The organism is Cognatishimia sp. SS12 (assembly GCF_028369055.1).
Classification (GTDB): Bacteria; Pseudomonadota; Alphaproteobacteria; order Rhodobacterales; family Rhodobacteraceae; genus Cognatishimia.
The window spans coordinates 238,328-253,169 of record NZ_JAQNCZ010000003.1; the positions used below are offsets into that span (position 1 = coordinate 238,328).

Below are 14,842 nucleotides of genomic sequence, written 5' to 3' on the forward strand. Positions count from 1 at the left end.
TGGAGGAGCGCACGACCTAAGGGAGAGACCTATGAAAAACCTATTGATGACCGCCTGTGTTGCCGCTGTTGCAACGCTTCCGTCACTGGCATCAGCCAGCTGTGAAGAGGGCGAAATCGTCGCCAAATTCAGCCACGTCACCAACACTGACAAACACCCAAAGGGCATTGCGGCGTCCTTGCTTGAGAAGCGGGTGAACGAGGAAATGAATGGCGTCATGTGCCTGGAGGTCTTCCCGAACTCCACGCTTTATAATGACAACAAAGTGCTCGAAGCGATGCTGCAGGGCGATGTACAACTGGCCGCGCCCTCGCTGTCGAAATTTGAGAAATTCACCAAACAGTTCCGCATCTTCGATCTGCCTTTCATGTTCCGCGACATCCATGCGGTTGAGGCGTTTCAGGCGTCAGACGCCGGTCAGGACATGCTGGACAGCATGCACAAACGTGGTTTGCAGGGGCTGGCCTATTGGCACAATGGCATGAAACAGATGTCCGCCAATGTGCCGCTGGTGTCGCCGACCGATGCCAATGGTCTGAAATTCCGCGTCCAGTCCTCTGATGTGCTGGTCGCCCAGATGGAAGCGCTGGGTGGCTCCCCGCAAAAGATGGCCTTTTCCGAAGTCTATGGCGCGCTGCAACAGGGCGTTGTGGATGGGCAGGAAAACACCTGGTCCAACATCTATGGCAAGAAATTCTTTGAGGTGCAGGACGGCATCACCCAAACCGATCACGGCATTCTGGATTATCTCTTGGTGGCCAGCGCCGATTGGCTGGACGGGCTGCCCGAAGATGTGCGCACGCAGTTCCTGACCATTGTGGACGAAGTCACCGCCGTGCGGAACGCCGAATCTACCCGCGTAAACGATGCGGCCAAACAGGCCATCATCGATGCAGGCGGCACCGTGCGTGTGCTGACCGAAGAACAGCGTCAGGAATGGGTGGACGCGATGAAGCCGGTCTGGGCGAAATTTGCTGATGATGTCGGACAAGACAACATCGACAAAGCGCAAGAAATCAACCTGATGACCAACTAAACCGCTGGGTCCTTCCGAACACAGGGAGGACCGTTCACGGGCACCGCCGCAGACCGACGGTGCCCGTTTTCCATAAAAATTAGGGAAAGGAAGGGACATGGCCGACATCAACGCCAAGCCATCAGCGATGGACCGCGTGGAGGAGACCACGATCGCCGCCATCCTCGGGACAATGACGCTCTTGACGTTTGCCAATGTGGTGGCGCGCTACGGGTTCAATTCAAACATCTTTTACGCGCTGGAGCTGACCGTCTTTCTCTTTGCCTGGCTGGTGCTGCTGGGGGCAAGCTATGCGGTCAAGAAAACCATGCATCTGGGGGTCGATGTCATTGCAAATATGGCCCCGACCTCTGTGCAGCGGGTTATGGCGCTGTTTGTGGTGGTGATCTGCATTATCTATGCGCTGCTGCTGCTCAAGGGCGGGTGGGACTATTGGGCGCCTTACGCCAATTTGCAGCCCACAAGCGGGCGCTGGTTCCCCACGGGCTTTACCGAAAACGTGCGTGGCCAGGGCTGGTATGAAACCCAGGATATCCCGATCCCCGGCTTTATGCGCTGGCTCGAAGGGGCGTTCAACGATGGCGACGCCTACGAAAAGATGCCCAAGGTTGTGCCCTATCTGGTCATGCCACTGTCAGCGCTGCTGCTGGTGATCCGCTTTGTGCAAGCCGCTCAGCGCGTGCTGCAGGGCCACCAAACACTCCTGATCGTTTCCCACGAAGCCGAAGATGACGTCGCCGAAGCCGCGGCAAAGATGAAGGACTGAGATCATGGAAATCCTGTTTTTGTTTGCCATGGTGATCGGCCTGATGCTGATCGGGGCACCGATTGCCGTTTCGCTGGGCTTTTCGTCGATCGTATTTCTGCTGATCCATTCTGACGCCTCGCTGGCCTCGGTGGCGCAGACGCTGTTTGAGGCTTTCGAAGGGCACTCCACCCTGCTGGCGATCCCGTTTTTCATCCTCGCCTCCAGCTTTATGAGCACCGGCGGCGTGGCGCAGCGGATCATCCGGTTTTCCATCGCCCTTGTCGGGCACTTCCGCGGCGGTTTGGCGATTTCGGGCGTTTTGGCCTGCATGATCTTTGCCGCACTCAGCGGCTCGTCCCCAGCAACGGTTGTGGCCATCGGCTCCATCGTGATCGCGGCGATGCGCCAAACCGGATACAGCAAGGAATTTGCCGCAGGGGTCATTGCGAATGCGGGCACGCTCGGCATCCTGATCCCGCCCTCCATCGTGATGGTGGTCTATGCCGCAGCCGTTGAGGTTTCGGTCGGGCGCATGTTCCTGGCGGGCGTCATCCCGGGTCTTCTGGCGGGCAGTATGCTGATGGTCGGCATCTATGTGATGGCGCGGGTCAAAAACATGCCTGCCGGAGAATTCAAAGGGTTTGGCGAGATCTGGGACAGCTTTCGCGACGCAATCTGGGGCCTGTTGCTGATCGTCATCATCATGGTGGGCATCTATGGTGTGCCCGGCGTGACCGGCGCGATCTTTACCCCGACCGAAGCGGCGGCTGTGGCCTCTGTCTATGCCTTCTTGGTGGCTTGTTTTGTCTATCGCGACATGGGGCCACTGGCCGGAGAGGAACGCAAAACGCTCTTGCACAAACCCTATGCGCTGATCACCGCCATCTGGCACCCGGACACCGTGCGCACCCTGCGCGACGCCGGCAAGCTGATCATCACGCTGATGTTTGTGATCGCAAATGCGCTGCTGCTGAAACATGTCATCACGGATGAACAGATCCCGCAGAAAATCACCGAGGTGATGCTGTCCTACGGCTTTGGTCCGGTGATGTTCCTGGTGATCGTCAATATCATCCTGCTGATCGGTGGCCAGTTCATGGAACCCTCGGGGCTGTTGGTGATCGTTGCGCCCTTGGTGTTCCCAATCGCGATTGAGCTGGGAATAGACCCGATCCATTTGGGCATCATCATGGTGGTGAACATGGAGATCGGCATGATCACCCCGCCCGTTGGCCTCAACCTCTTTGTGACGGCAGGCGTGGCCAATATGTCGATGATGGGCGTGGTGCGCGCAGCGCTGCCCTTCCTCGGGATCATGTTCATCTTCCTGATCATGGTGACGTATATTCCGTGGATTTCAACGGTGCTGCCGAATGCCGTGATGGGGCCAGAGATTATCACCAACTAGCCCCAGCCTCATTGGCAAGGTAACGATTGCAAAGGGCGGCCCGCGGGTCGCCCTTTTTCATTGCATTGCGTCAGCCGCGTCAACCAGCGCCTTGAGTGGCGCAAGATGCGCCTCATAGCGCTGCCATTTACCGACTGAACGCGCATAGACCGGCTCACGCACCTGCGTGATGCTGGCGGTGCGCACGCGGTGGGTGCTGCGGTGGCTGTCCAAAACGCCGGGCTGCCATGCCAGCCCGCAATACTCCAGCAGCGCCCGCGCCTGCGCTTCGTGATCGGTGACAAGCGCCTCATAGGGCACCGTATGAAAGGCCCCCTGCGGCAAGACCCTCTGCCAGTGGCGCATCAGCCGTCGATACCCCGCGTAATAGCGGCCCATTTCGACAAGGTCATAGCTGTGCAGCTGGCTGCGCTCAAACAGCCGGGTGAAACCCGAAAGGCAGCTGTCCATCCCGTCCCGCGCCACATGGATGATACGCGCATTGGGCAAAAGCGCATGGATCACGCCAATGAAATCAAAATTGGCGGGCATTTTATCCGTCACCTGCGCCGCGCCGCCGCCCAGTGCAGCGATCCGATCCACATAGGTGCTGATGGCCCCGGCGATCGCTGTCCCGGACATCTGCGGCAATCGCTGCTGAAATGTCGTCCCGCCGGTGCCTTCGAAGGCGCACCGCAGATCGTCAAGCTCCCCCGCGCCGTGCACGCCCGAATGGCTGGCCAAGATGCTTTCGGTCAACGTTGTACCGGAGCGCGGCATCCCCAGCACAAAAATCGGCTGGGCCGACGGGTTGGCAAATGCACGCAGGCGCTCGATGAAGGCGGCATCAAATGTCGCGATGATCTCATCCACCTCTTGATCCCGCGCGGCGGCATCATAAGACAGACTGGCCCGCTTGAGCCGCGCACCAGCGGCGTAGTGCGGCCAAGCGGCCGCATGCTGCCCGGCGGCATCAAGCCGATCCCCCAGACCGAACCGCAGCGGGATCTGTTTAGACAGCGACATCGCTTCTATCCCCGGCAAATGCGCCAGCAATTTTTGCAAAAGCGGATCGTCTGCGCCCTTGCGCTTGCTCAGCCGGGCCAGCGCCAGCAGCGGCGCGCTGTCCTGCGGCTGCAGTGCCGCTGCGCGTTCAAACGCGGCGCGCGCCTTGGCCATCTCACCATGCTCCAGATGCAAATGTCCCTGCCCCAGATGACTGGCCGCGTTGCTGGGATCCCGCAACAGCGCCTGCGCATAAAGCCCAAGCGCCTCATCGGGCGCTCCGGCCAGGCTGGCGATGTGACCCAATTGGTGCAAAGCGGCCCCATTGTCCGGTTCAATGTCCAAGGCGGCCTCGGCTGCGGCGCGGGCCAGGTCTGGGTGGTTTTTCTCCAGCAGCACCTGTGACAGACCCAAATGCGCCGTCACCAGATTTGGCGCATGGGCAATGGCGCTGCGAAAGCAGCGTTCCGCCGCGTCCATATCCAGCCGCTGCAGGGCGATGCGGCCTAGGATCGACAGCGCCTCGGCATTTTCCGGTTGCATCGTCAGCACGGTTTTCACTGCCGCCTCGGCCTCGGCGATCCGGTCATGATCCAGCAATACGGTCGCCAAATTATTCCGGCTTTCATGATGTGCGGGCGCAGTGCGCAGGACCGCACGATAGGCCGCAAGCGCGCCCTCAAGGTCCATTTCGTTGCGCGCGATGGACCCGAGATTGTTGAGCGACGCAATGTGATCCGGGACCAGCGCCAGCGCGCGCTGGTGCAGCGCCTTGGCTCTGGCGAGATCACTGGCGTCATAATAGGCCAGCGCCAGATTGGACAGCGCCCCGGCCGAAGGCGCAGTGGTGGCAATCGCCGCCTCCCCCACCGCAATGGCGCGCTGTAACTGGCCGGCGTTGCGCAGCACTTCGACCATATTGGCCATCAACTGCCGGTCCTGCGGCGCATGGGTCAGTGCCGTTTCAAGCCGCGCGACGGCCACATCCCTCTCGCCCTGTTGATAGGCTGCCAGCCCCCAGAGCTGATGCGCCAGTGCGTGGGATGGCAGCGCCCGCAGCAGCCGCTGACAGAGATAGATACAGGCTGCCCATTCGCCTGACTGATAGGCCTGCTGCGCGGCGGAGATGGCCTGCGCCGCTGTCATTTTCTGCCGCTGTGATCCCGAGCCAGCGGGTGTCGTATTGCTCATGGTGCGATCCTTTTCCGGCGCAGGCTTACCGCAGGCGCAGTGCAAAGCGCAATCGAGCGCGCGCCCCGGACCTGCGCTGTGCTATCAGATCGAGATTTCAGACATAAACTTTGGTTATAAAACTGATTTCTTTAGATATTTTTCAATGCCCCTCGGTTTTCTCACATTCGCTCCCTGCGTAAGAGACGCGGTGAATCACACAGCGCTGCACCTTGCCAGCGCCCATAAGTCACCGAGGATAAGACGTGAGCAGATCGAACCGCGCGCAGGCGCTTTCAACCCATGGCGGCCGGATGACCAAATGGAAAGGGCGCGTCGCCAGCATGGCGCCTTCGCTGTTTCTGGGCACCGTCTCGGTCACGGCGCTGATGCTGGGCGAGGCGCAGGCCGAAACCATCGACACGGTGGAAACCACGCCGCGCTATTCGGCGGTGGACGAAGACCATACCGTGACAAGTAGCGGCGCGGTCGCCGTGACCACGCTGGGCGATGACGCAATTGTCGAAATCGATGTTGCCGCTTTCACCAGCACGCTCACCAACGCGGGCAGCATAACCGCCGACAATGTCGGCGGCACCACCCATGCCGGTGCGCTTTTGACCGGCGATCTGAGCGGGGCGCTCAGCAATGAGGGCACGATTGACATCAACAGCTCTGGCAACAGCTCGGCCACGCTTGTTGGGATCGACCTGCAGGCCGTTTCGGGCCGTGTCAGCAACAGCGGCACGATCGCGGTCAACGCGACCGCCAGGTCCTATGCCGCGGCGACGGGCATTCGCATGACAACGGCAACCGGCGATATGCTGAACAGCGGCTCCCTCTCGGTGACTGCAAATTCTGATTTTTCCAGCGCCTCGGCTGCCGGATTTATGGTGAACACCCTCTCTGGGACAGTGTCCAACACCGGCGTAATCGATGTCGCCGCAACCGGGCAAAACTGGATCTGGGCGGCAGGCGGGCTTGTTCTTGGGGTCTCATCCGGCGCGCAGGTCGACAACAGCGGCACCATGACGGTGTCCGCCAGCGCCGCCAGCAGCAGCGCCCAGGTCTTGGGACTTGGGGCCTTCGCTCTGCAAGGCACACTCAGCAACGCGGGCACACTTGAGGTGGAGGCGACCGGCAACAGCGCTTTGGCCAGCGGCATCTGGGCGCTCGGCGTTGACACGGATGGCATCGCCAGCAACAGCGGCACCGTATTGGTGTCCGCCGTATCCCAAGGCAGCGAAAATGCGGCCTATGCCACGGGGATGCTCACCTATCAAATGCAAGGCGAGATGCGCAATTCCGGCACGCTGGACGTCAACGCCTCGGGTGACTTCGCCAGCGCCACCGGGATCGAAGCAGGCGGTGAAGGCAGCGAGCTGGCGGACATGTCCGGAGCTTTCAGCAATACCGGCACAATTGCGATCAATGCGCGAGGGGACAGCTGGGCCTCTGGCTATGGCATGTATCTTTATGATCTTTCGGGCACAGCCAGCAACAGCGGCACCATCGACGTCACCTCAACCGCTCAGAGCGGCGGGCGCGCCACCGGCATCGCGGTGGAAAACCTGGGCGCGACCGGCAGTGTGACCAACAGCGGCACCATCACCGTGGCCGGGAATTTTGCCGACCCAACCTATTTTTACGGTGCGGGGATCGGCGTGGACACATTGGCGGGCACGGTGACAAACTCTGGGGTCATCACGGTCAGCAGCAATACGACCGGGGCCTCGGCCGGGGACGGGGCAGATTTGGCCGGGATCGGGGTCTTTGACCTCAGCGGCACGCTGACGCACAGCGGCACGATTGCGGTCAGCGGCGCAAGCGGCAGCGGCACCGCGGCCTATGGTATCTATGCAGATGTTTTCTCGGGCACCGTCAATCTGACCGGCGATGTCGCTGCCAGCGGCTCTGAGACCACATATGCGCTGTATCTCGGCGCTGGGGGCGGCGCGCTCAACGTGGAAACCTCGGCCATCGTGCAGGGGTTGATCTATGTCGATGACGCCGATGTCACGCTGACCCATATGGGCCATGCGCGGGTCTATGCCTTTGAAGATGCCGATCCGGGCGCGGGCGGTTTCGCAACCGTGCTGAGCGGCGACAATCAGGCCTGGTTCAGCGATGGCGCGGGCGGCGGCACGCCGGTTTATGCCTCGGCGATGGGTGAAGATTTTGCCGCCAACCGCCTTTTGCCCTTTGAGCTGGGCGCATTGTCCGATGGCCTGAAGGCCGAGCTGGGTCTGGGCGGCGGCACCGCTGGCGTCAGCCGCAACAGCACTGAGGCTGGCACCCCCCACATGCCCGTCAGCAGTTTCGTGCGGCTCGGCTATCGCCATGCGCGCAGCCCGGGGGCCGCGGGCACCGCACGCTCGGATCTGGGATCACTGACCGCAGGCCTGACGGATGTGGTTGGCGACACGCGCTGGGGCATGGCGTTGGCGCTGGCTGAAGGCAACAGCACGCAGGTCAACAACCGCCAACGCACCGAAGGCGGGTTTATCAGCACCCTCGTTGCCCGCGATTTCGGCTGGGCTGATCTGAGCTTTGGCTTTGGCGCGGGGCGATTCAGTCATGAAAACCGCCGCAGCATTGGCGGCAGCAGCGATGCGATCGGCAGTTTTGGCAGCGTTGTGCAGATGGCGCAGCTTGGCATCAGCCGCGATGTCGCCCTTTCGGAGCGCCTTACCCTGACCCCGCGCGCGGGGCTGCGCCACGGCGTACAAAAGATCGACGGCTATACCGAAACAGGGTCCTCCGCGAATGCAACTGTCGCGGCGCGCGATGTTAGTTTTACCGAAGTGACCCTTGGCGCCAATTGGGCCGCTGAGTTGCCCAAGGGCACCCTGAACCTATCGCTGGACGCGGTGCATCGCGACATCAGCAGCCCGAGCCTGATGGATGTGTCGATCTTTGGCTCCAGCGCTGCGCTGACCACCGGCGGCAGTGAAAGTCAGCGCTTCGGCGTTATCGGCCTGTCTTATGAAACCGCCATTGGCAAGGGCGGGATGCTGACACTGGCGGCCAACGGCCAGTTCGGCAATGGCCAAAAGGGCCAGAGTGTTTCTGCAAAGTACGAGTGGACATTTTAAGTCAGGGGCGCGCTGCACATCACGGCGCGCCCATCATTTCAACATGCAGGGTTGCGCGTCACGGTTTTGGCGCGCTATCCCGCATTTGGCCGATGCGCCCCTAACCGGAAAGGACCGATCCCGTGCCCTCAAAATCTCGTCTGACCTTCGCTTTCTTTGCATCGTTCTTCTGCGCCTTTGTCATGATGTTCGAAGATATTGGCGAAGCCATGGGGGCCCAATGGATCGAGCGTTGGGATGATCTGCACGTCTGGGAAGTGCTGATCATGGGTTTTCTGTTTGTGGCCATCCTTGTGCTGGGGCTCGAGGTCGCCAAAATGCGGCGCTATCAGGAAACGCTGGAAGACAAGGTGGACCGCGCCAGCCAGGCGTTCGAAGACCTGCTGGCGGCCTATTTTGACAAATGGGCCTTTTCCGAAGCAGAGCGCGATGTGACACGGCTGCTGCTGAAAGGCTGCTCAATCGCGGAAATGGCCGAGATCCGCAATGCCAAGGAAGGCACGATCAAAGCGCAGACCAATTCGATCTACAAGAAATCCGGTTACGTCGGCAAAGCCCAGCTTTTGAGTGCCCTGCTGGAAGATCTGACCAACGGCGGCTCTGTCTCGGTCTGAGGGACAACATCCGGCTTGTTCCGGGCCAAGGGTCGGCATAGCCTAAGCGCCACCCACCAAAGGAGGCCTGGACATGGCGCATCAGCATCATTCGATCAACTATATTGAACTGCCGCTGGTGGATCTTGCGGCGACGCAGGCCTTTTATTCCAGTCTTTTTGGCTGGGAGTTTCAGCAGTGGGGTGATGGGTATCTGAGTTTCAGCGGTGCTGGGATCGAAGGGGGTTTTAATGGGGTGGATTCTATCCCCGTGGCAAAACCCGGCGTGCTGGTCATCTTGTTTTCCAATGATCTTGAGGCGTCGCTTGCAGCGGTCAAGGCGGCGGGCGGAACCATCCTGCAAGAGATCTACGCATTTCCCGGGGGGCGGCGCTTCCACTTTGCCGATCCCAATGGCAATGAACTGGCGATCTGGGCCGAGGCAGACTGACGGCCACGGCTGGACCATTACGTGGCGATCAGCTTACCGTTTTGCAGCTGCAGAGCTTCCGGTGCCAAGGCCGCGCGAAACGCCGGCGAATGGCTGACCAGCACAATCGCTTGTGGCAGCGCGCGCAAAATTTCCAGCAACCGCGCCTCATTCTTGGAATCCAGCGCATTGGTCGGCTCATCCAGCAGCAGGACCTCCGGCTCCATCGCCAAGACCGTCGCCAGCGTGACAAGCCGTTTCTCTCCGCCCGACAGTTTATGGGTGATCCGATCCCGCAGGTGGCTCAGGTCAAGATCTGCCAGAACCCTGTCAACGATGGCCAAAGCCTCGGCTTTGCTGCGCCCCAAATTTAAGGGGCCAAAGGCAATATCTTCGGCCACAGTGGGGCAAAACAGCTGATCGTCGGGATCTTGAAACACCAGACCGATCCGGCGGCGCACCTCATGAAAATCGGCCTCGGCGCGCCGGTCCTGTCCAAAGGCCACGACGCGCCCAGCATCCGGCACCTGCAGCCCCAGCGCAATGCGGAACAGCGTGGATTTCCCGGCCCCATTGGCCCCCAAAATCGACAGGCGCTGCCCCGGCGCGAGCTGAAAGGACGCGCCGTCCAGCACCGGGGGCTGGCCCGGATAGGCAAATCGAATATCCTCAAGCTGCAGCAAGGTCATAGCGTATCCAGATAAAGCAGCCCGGCGCAGATTGCGCAAAGCATGAGGGCAAATGCATAGTCGCGCCGCGTCAGGGCAAAATCTTGCAGCAGCAAAAACTGTCCGGAAAACCCGCGGCATTTCATGGCCGCGAGGATGCGCTCGGAGCGTTCAATCGCGCGCACGAGCATCATGCCGACCAGATAGCCAAAGCTGCGGTAGGTGTGCCAGTTGGTGCCGGGGCGAAACCCCCGGGTTTTCATTGCCCCGCGCAGGCGCAGGTATTCTTCGCGCAGCACCTCGATATAGCGGATGGTGAACATCAGAAGATGCACAAGCACATCGGGGCACCGCAGGCGATGCAGGGCTTGCCCCAAGGTGACAGGTTCCTGCGTGCCCACCAAGACCATCAGGGCCAGGATCACCGCATTGGCCGTCAACGCGATCTCAACCGCTTTCCAAAGGCCCTGCCAACTGGCGGCAAAGCCAAAGATGCTGAAAATCGCATCCCCGGGCATCGTAAAGGGCAGCAAAAGCAGCATGCCAATGATGAAACTGTCCATCATCGCCATGCGCTTTAGGGTGCGCCGTATCGGCAAACGCGACAGCAACAACAAACAGGCCGACACGGACAGCGCAGCAATAAGTGCGCTGATCGTACTAAGGGCCACAGTCACAATCGCAAACACACAGGCCAAGACAATCCGCATGCGCGGGTCAAGCGCGCCGATCAGCCCATAAGGGGCCTCTGCCCCCGCTTCAGAGAGCGTCTTGGCCCGAGGTTCCAGCACATGCGCCATCAGGCAGACAGCTTCTTGCGTGCGGCTATATAAAACCCGATGCCAAACAGGCCAAGGACATAGCCGATCCCGCCCAAAATGGTCTGAAGATCGTTCTTTTCGCGATAGGCGGCAATTTCGCGGCGCAGCGGTCGAATTTCATCACGCACCGCGGCGGCAATGGCGGCGCGCTCTGCGTCCGACAGCGCGGTCCGCAGAGTGGCGCTTTCGGCCTGCGGCACGGCAGCGGGCACTGCGACACCGGGTGTCATACCCAAAATCGTGGCCACGTCGTCAGCAGGCATGGTCACATCCGCCACATGGCCAGCGCCAAGATTGGCCTTGAACCGATGCGCAATGGGTTGCGTTGGTGTGAAGAGGAAAAACCCATCGGTGTCTGTGACAGTCCGGCCCAATTCTTGCCCCTCCGGGCCGTAGACCACCACCTCCTGCCCGGCGGCCATATCCCCGTTTGAAAACCCAAGCTCGCCCTCAATGGCCTCGCCTGCCGCAAAAACGCCAACGATGACTTTATGCGCAAGGGCCGGGACGGGCTGGGCCATAAGGGCCAGGATGAGAAGAATATGTTTCATAGCGAAGGTGTCGGGCTGAACAGCTCTGGCTTGACCTGGCGCGCCAAAAGCACGGCAAATCCTGTCAGAACCGCTTCGATCACCATGATCGGAATATGGGCAAAAAACACCAGTTTCGCCGCCGGCAGAAAAGCATCGCCGGACAGCGCCAGCGCCAGGCCGACCATCACAGCCGTGCCCGCGATGGCCAGCGCGCCGCCGATACCGCCCCAGATGGCCCCGTTCAGTGGCCTTCCCCGTGCAATCATCGGCTTAAGCAGCAGCCCAACGCAGACCGCCGGCAGGGCAATCGTCACCGTGTTCACCCCCAACACGGTCAGCCCACCAAAGCCAAAGAACACAGCCTGCAACAGCAGCCCGACAAACAAGGCCGGAAAAGCCGCCCAGCCAAGCAAGAGCCCGGCGAGCCCATTCAGGATCAAATGCACGGACGACGGGCCGACGGGCACATGGATCAGAGAGGCAACAAAAAAACTGGCCGACAACATGCCCGCGGTGGGAATGCGCTCAAGATCCAGCGACTTCAGCCCCAGGGTGATGCCCCCTGCGGCGGCGATTGCACCGCCGATGACCACTGGGTTTGCAAGGGCTCCGTCAACGATGTGCATGCCGCTCTACTCCAGATCCCAGGCGCGGATCCAAATGACCGCATCCTGGCTCAGCTCTTTGCCATTGTGTTCTGTCGCAGGGCCAACGCCCAGCGCGGCAAACCCCCAGTACCCGGCTTTGGGCACGCCGAAAGAGAAATAGCCGTTGTCATCAGAAATCGCGACGATGGCCCCGCCGGGCATTGGCGAAACGGTGGCCGGTTTGGCCCCGGTGCCGGGCAGGTCAGGTTCCGCCGCCATATATTCGATTTCGATTTCCGCACCGGCGACCGGTTTGCCGTCGCTCAGCACGCGGCCCGTAAAGCTGGACCCTGCGATCACGTTATAAGGCTTGTTCAGCGGCAGAATTTCTGTGGCGAGCCCTTGCGGCTGATCCCAATCCGTCGGCAGACCGTTGCGATTAAGGTAGGTCTTGGTGATCTGCTGGATGTAGATATCTTCGGAGTCTTCGTAATAGGGCGCGGGCACTGTCACCACGACATAATCGCCAGACCGTTTGACCGGCACTGCGCCGATAAAGGCCTTGGCGCTATTGCTCGGCCCGTCAAAAGTGGTTTCTTGCAAGGTCTCCATCAGGTCGGTCTTGGCACCATTGTGGATCACAAAGAAGGCTTCCGGTCGCTCAAGCGTCATCACATGACCGGCCTCATGCGGATGCCAGAACACCAGTTTGACCGGGACATCCCCCGGACGCTCGATCACTGTGTCCTCGGTATATTCCATAAGAAAATGGGCGCTTGCGAGCATTGGCATGGCAATCGCCACGGCTGCTGAAACCAGCAGGTTTTTCATGAATTTGGTCCTTATCACCTTGCACCTTCCCCGATGCAGTTTTGCAATTCGCGTCAAGGCACACAGAACCAGTTGCCACTGTCAGGCAAGAGGATCCGGCGCACGCCCCGACGCCGATGAACAACACCCCTTCCGAGGGTGCACATCCGGCAGGTTTCCTGACTTGCGGGTCACTACACAGAACTGGCCTTCCCGGGACATCCCAGTGGCAATATCAGCCGTGTTCGCCGCTTACAGTTGCGGGGGCAGTTGCAGATTTGGCGATATGCATCGCCGCACGGCATTCCCTATTGCTTCTGAAGCACGCTTCAGAACCGGATATGAGGGGTGTCATGCCAGATCATTGGAGAGTCGGTCAACAAATTACTGTTTCAACGCTGCGAAATATCGCCGGGCCGAGCGCACATTTAGCAGATGCGCTGCATAAAGCAGGCTGTGCCCATTGTCATTTTGGCCGCGGCGATGGCGCGCAACAGGTGATCGACGTAGCCAGATAACGCGACATAAAAAATGGTGCCCCCGGTCAGGGGCACCACATATTTGTTTCACGCTGGGGTTTGTTACGCGCGCGTGATTTCAGGCGTTTCCAGCACGTGTGGCGTGTTGTACGCCTCCAGATCAAGTTGATCTTCGGACTTCGCGATCAGGACCGTACAGGCGGCATCGCCTGTCACGTTCAGCGACGTCCGTGCCATGTCCAGAATGCGGTCGATACCGGCGATAATCGCGACACCTTCCAGCGGCAGACCCACCGAGGTCAGCACCAGAGACAGCATCACCAGACCCGCGCCAGGTACGCCGGCAGTGCCGATGGACGCCAGGGTCGCGGTCAGGATGATGGTGATGTACTCCGACACGCCGAGATCAACACCAAAGGCCTGTGCAACAAACAGTGCAGCCACACCTTGGTACATCGCGGTGCCGTCCATATTGATGGTGGCGCCCAATGGCAGGGTGAAACTTGCGACCGAACGGTTCACGCCAAGGTTCTTTTGTACCGCTGTCATGGTCACTGGCAGCGTGCCGGAGCTTGACGTGCTGGTGAAGGCCACGATTTGCGGTTCAATAATGCCTTGGAAGAACCGCACAGGGTTCAAACGGCCGACCACGGAAACCAGTGTGCCATAGACAAAGATCGCATGCAGAATACAGCCAAGATACAGCGCGACAATAATCGTGCCCAACGGCAGCAGCAGATCCAGACCATAGGTCCCGGCCACCCAGGCCATCAGCGCGAACACACCATATGGCGCGAAGGAAATGACGATCTCGGTCAGTTTCAGAATGACGCTGTTCAGGGATTCAAAGAAGTCACGCACAGGTTTGGCAGCATCGCCCACGAGGTTGATGGACAGGCCAAACATGATGGCAAAGAAAATAATCTGCAGAACATTCCCGTCAGCGGCCGCGGCAATCGGGTTCTTTGGAACAATGGCAATCAACTGCTGAATGAAGGGCGGAGCTGATTTTGCCTCCATCGCGGATGCGGTGCCAAGGTCAATGCCTGCGCCGGGCTGAAACAGCGTCCCCAGGATAAGACCAATGGTGATCGCAAAGGCGGTTGTGCCCAGATAAAAGAGAACCGCTTTAAAACCGATCCGCCCCATGCGCGCCATGTCGCTGACAGAGGTCATACCGCAAACCAGCGAGACAAAGATCAGCGGCACGATCAGCATTTTGATCAGCGACAGGAAGATAGTGCCGATATACTTGATGGAAACGGCAGCGGATTCATTGCCCGTGACGTTTAGAATGGCACCTGTGATGACACCCAGCACCAGAGCGATAACAATCTGCTGCCACAGCAGCAAATTCCGCCATGGGGCGAGAAAACCCGATTTTTGTTGAGCCGAAGCCATAGTATTTCCTTTCCTGTTGACAAGGGGTGAACCCAATTATGTGATTTTTAGCACCGGTCAGCGCAAAGCCGCCATGCGA

Annotated in this window: 14 protein-coding genes and 1 riboswitch; of the genes, 7 read left to right on the forward strand and 7 right to left on the reverse strand. The window is 60.0% G+C overall.

The annotated features are described in order from the left end of the window. Positions 1-31 precede the first annotated feature (31 nt). The 3 genes from N6L24_RS08260 (at position 32) to N6L24_RS08270 (ending at position 3,192) form a co-directional block, all read left to right on the forward strand. Complete coding sequence (locus N6L24_RS08260) at positions 32-1,036, forward strand: DctP family TRAP transporter solute-binding subunit (RefSeq protein ID WP_442872589.1); 1,005 nt, start codon at positions 32-34, stop codon at positions 1,034-1,036. A gap of 97 nt (positions 1,037-1,133) precedes the next feature. Beyond that, on the forward strand, positions 1,134-1,802 hold the full coding sequence (locus N6L24_RS08265; protein ID WP_271844200.1) for a TRAP transporter small permease: 669 nt from the start codon (positions 1,134-1,136) through the stop codon (positions 1,800-1,802). A gap of 4 nt (positions 1,803-1,806) precedes the next feature. Beyond that, on the forward strand, positions 1,807-3,192 hold the full coding sequence (locus N6L24_RS08270) for a TRAP transporter large permease (protein WP_271844201.1): 1,386 nt from the start codon (positions 1,807-1,809) through the stop codon (positions 3,190-3,192). 57 nt (positions 3,193-3,249) lie between these two features. Here N6L24_RS08270 and N6L24_RS08275 read toward each other — a convergent pair whose 3' ends face one another. After that, entirely contained in the window at positions 3,250-5,367 is a 2,118-nt protein-coding gene (locus N6L24_RS08275; protein WP_271844202.1) for a tetratricopeptide repeat-containing sulfotransferase family protein, read from the reverse strand. Positions 5,368-5,612: 245 nt separating this feature from the next. Here N6L24_RS08275 and N6L24_RS08280 point away from each other — a divergent pair, with 245 nt between their 5' ends. From N6L24_RS08280 to N6L24_RS08290, 3 genes are all read left to right on the forward strand, one after another. Then, positions 5,613-8,441, forward strand: coding sequence for an autotransporter outer membrane beta-barrel domain-containing protein (locus N6L24_RS08280; protein ID WP_271844203.1), 2,829 nt, complete (start codon positions 5,613-5,615; stop codon positions 8,439-8,441). Between the two features lie 122 nt (positions 8,442-8,563). Beyond that, a complete protein-coding gene (locus tag N6L24_RS08285) occupies positions 8,564-9,055 on the forward strand; it encodes a helix-turn-helix transcriptional regulator (protein WP_271844204.1) in 492 nt (163 codons plus the stop codon). 73 nt (positions 9,056-9,128) lie between these two features. Further along, positions 9,129-9,485 (forward strand): VOC family protein, encoded by a 357-nt coding sequence (locus N6L24_RS08290; RefSeq protein ID WP_271844205.1) that lies wholly within the window; start codon positions 9,129-9,131, stop codon positions 9,483-9,485. A 17-nt stretch (positions 9,486-9,502) separates the two neighbouring features. Here N6L24_RS08290 and N6L24_RS08295 read toward each other — a convergent pair whose 3' ends face one another. From N6L24_RS08295 to N6L24_RS08315, 5 genes are read right to left on the reverse strand one after another with little or no spacing between them, the layout of a single operon-like run. Further along, the gene (locus N6L24_RS08295; protein WP_271844206.1) at positions 9,503-10,153 is read right to left on the reverse strand and encodes an energy-coupling factor ABC transporter ATP-binding protein; all 651 of its coding nucleotides are present in this window, start codon (positions 10,151-10,153) and stop codon (positions 9,503-9,505) included. Then, positions 10,150-10,932 carry a cobalt ECF transporter T component CbiQ gene (gene cbiQ, locus N6L24_RS08300; protein ID WP_271844207.1) on the reverse strand — a complete coding sequence of 261 codons (783 nt, stop codon included), beginning with the start codon at positions 10,930-10,932 and terminating at the stop codon, positions 10,150-10,152. Before cbiQ ends, N6L24_RS08295 begins: the two co-directional genes overlap by 4 nt. Continuing rightward, a complete protein-coding gene (locus N6L24_RS08305) occupies positions 10,932-11,504 on the reverse strand; it encodes a cobalt ABC transporter permease (protein ID WP_271844208.1) in 573 nt (190 codons plus the stop codon). The genes cbiQ and N6L24_RS08305 overlap by 1 nt, the downstream gene beginning before the upstream one ends. Continuing rightward, entirely contained in the window at positions 11,501-12,112 is a 612-nt protein-coding gene (gene cbiM / locus N6L24_RS08310; RefSeq protein WP_271844209.1) for a cobalt transporter CbiM, read from the reverse strand. Before cbiM ends, N6L24_RS08305 begins: the two co-directional genes overlap by 4 nt. 6 nt (positions 12,113-12,118) lie before the next feature. Then, positions 12,119-12,904, reverse strand: coding sequence for a DUF4198 domain-containing protein (locus tag N6L24_RS08315; RefSeq protein ID WP_271844210.1), 786 nt, complete (start codon positions 12,902-12,904; stop codon positions 12,119-12,121). 131 nt (positions 12,905-13,035) lie between these two features. Continuing rightward, positions 13,036-13,238, reverse strand: a riboswitch (cobalamin riboswitch). Here N6L24_RS08315 and N6L24_RS08320 point away from each other — a divergent pair. Continuing rightward, positions 13,237-13,401, forward strand: coding sequence for a hypothetical protein (locus N6L24_RS08320; protein ID WP_271844211.1), 165 nt, complete (start codon positions 13,237-13,239; stop codon positions 13,399-13,401). Its footprint overlaps the riboswitch before it by 2 nt. 63 nt (positions 13,402-13,464) lie before the next feature. Here the strand turns inward: N6L24_RS08320 and N6L24_RS08325 are convergent, their stop codons facing one another. Further along, a complete protein-coding gene (locus N6L24_RS08325) occupies positions 13,465-14,763 on the reverse strand; it encodes a dicarboxylate/amino acid:cation symporter (protein ID WP_271844212.1) in 1,299 nt (432 codons plus the stop codon). Positions 14,764-14,842 lie beyond the last annotated feature (79 nt).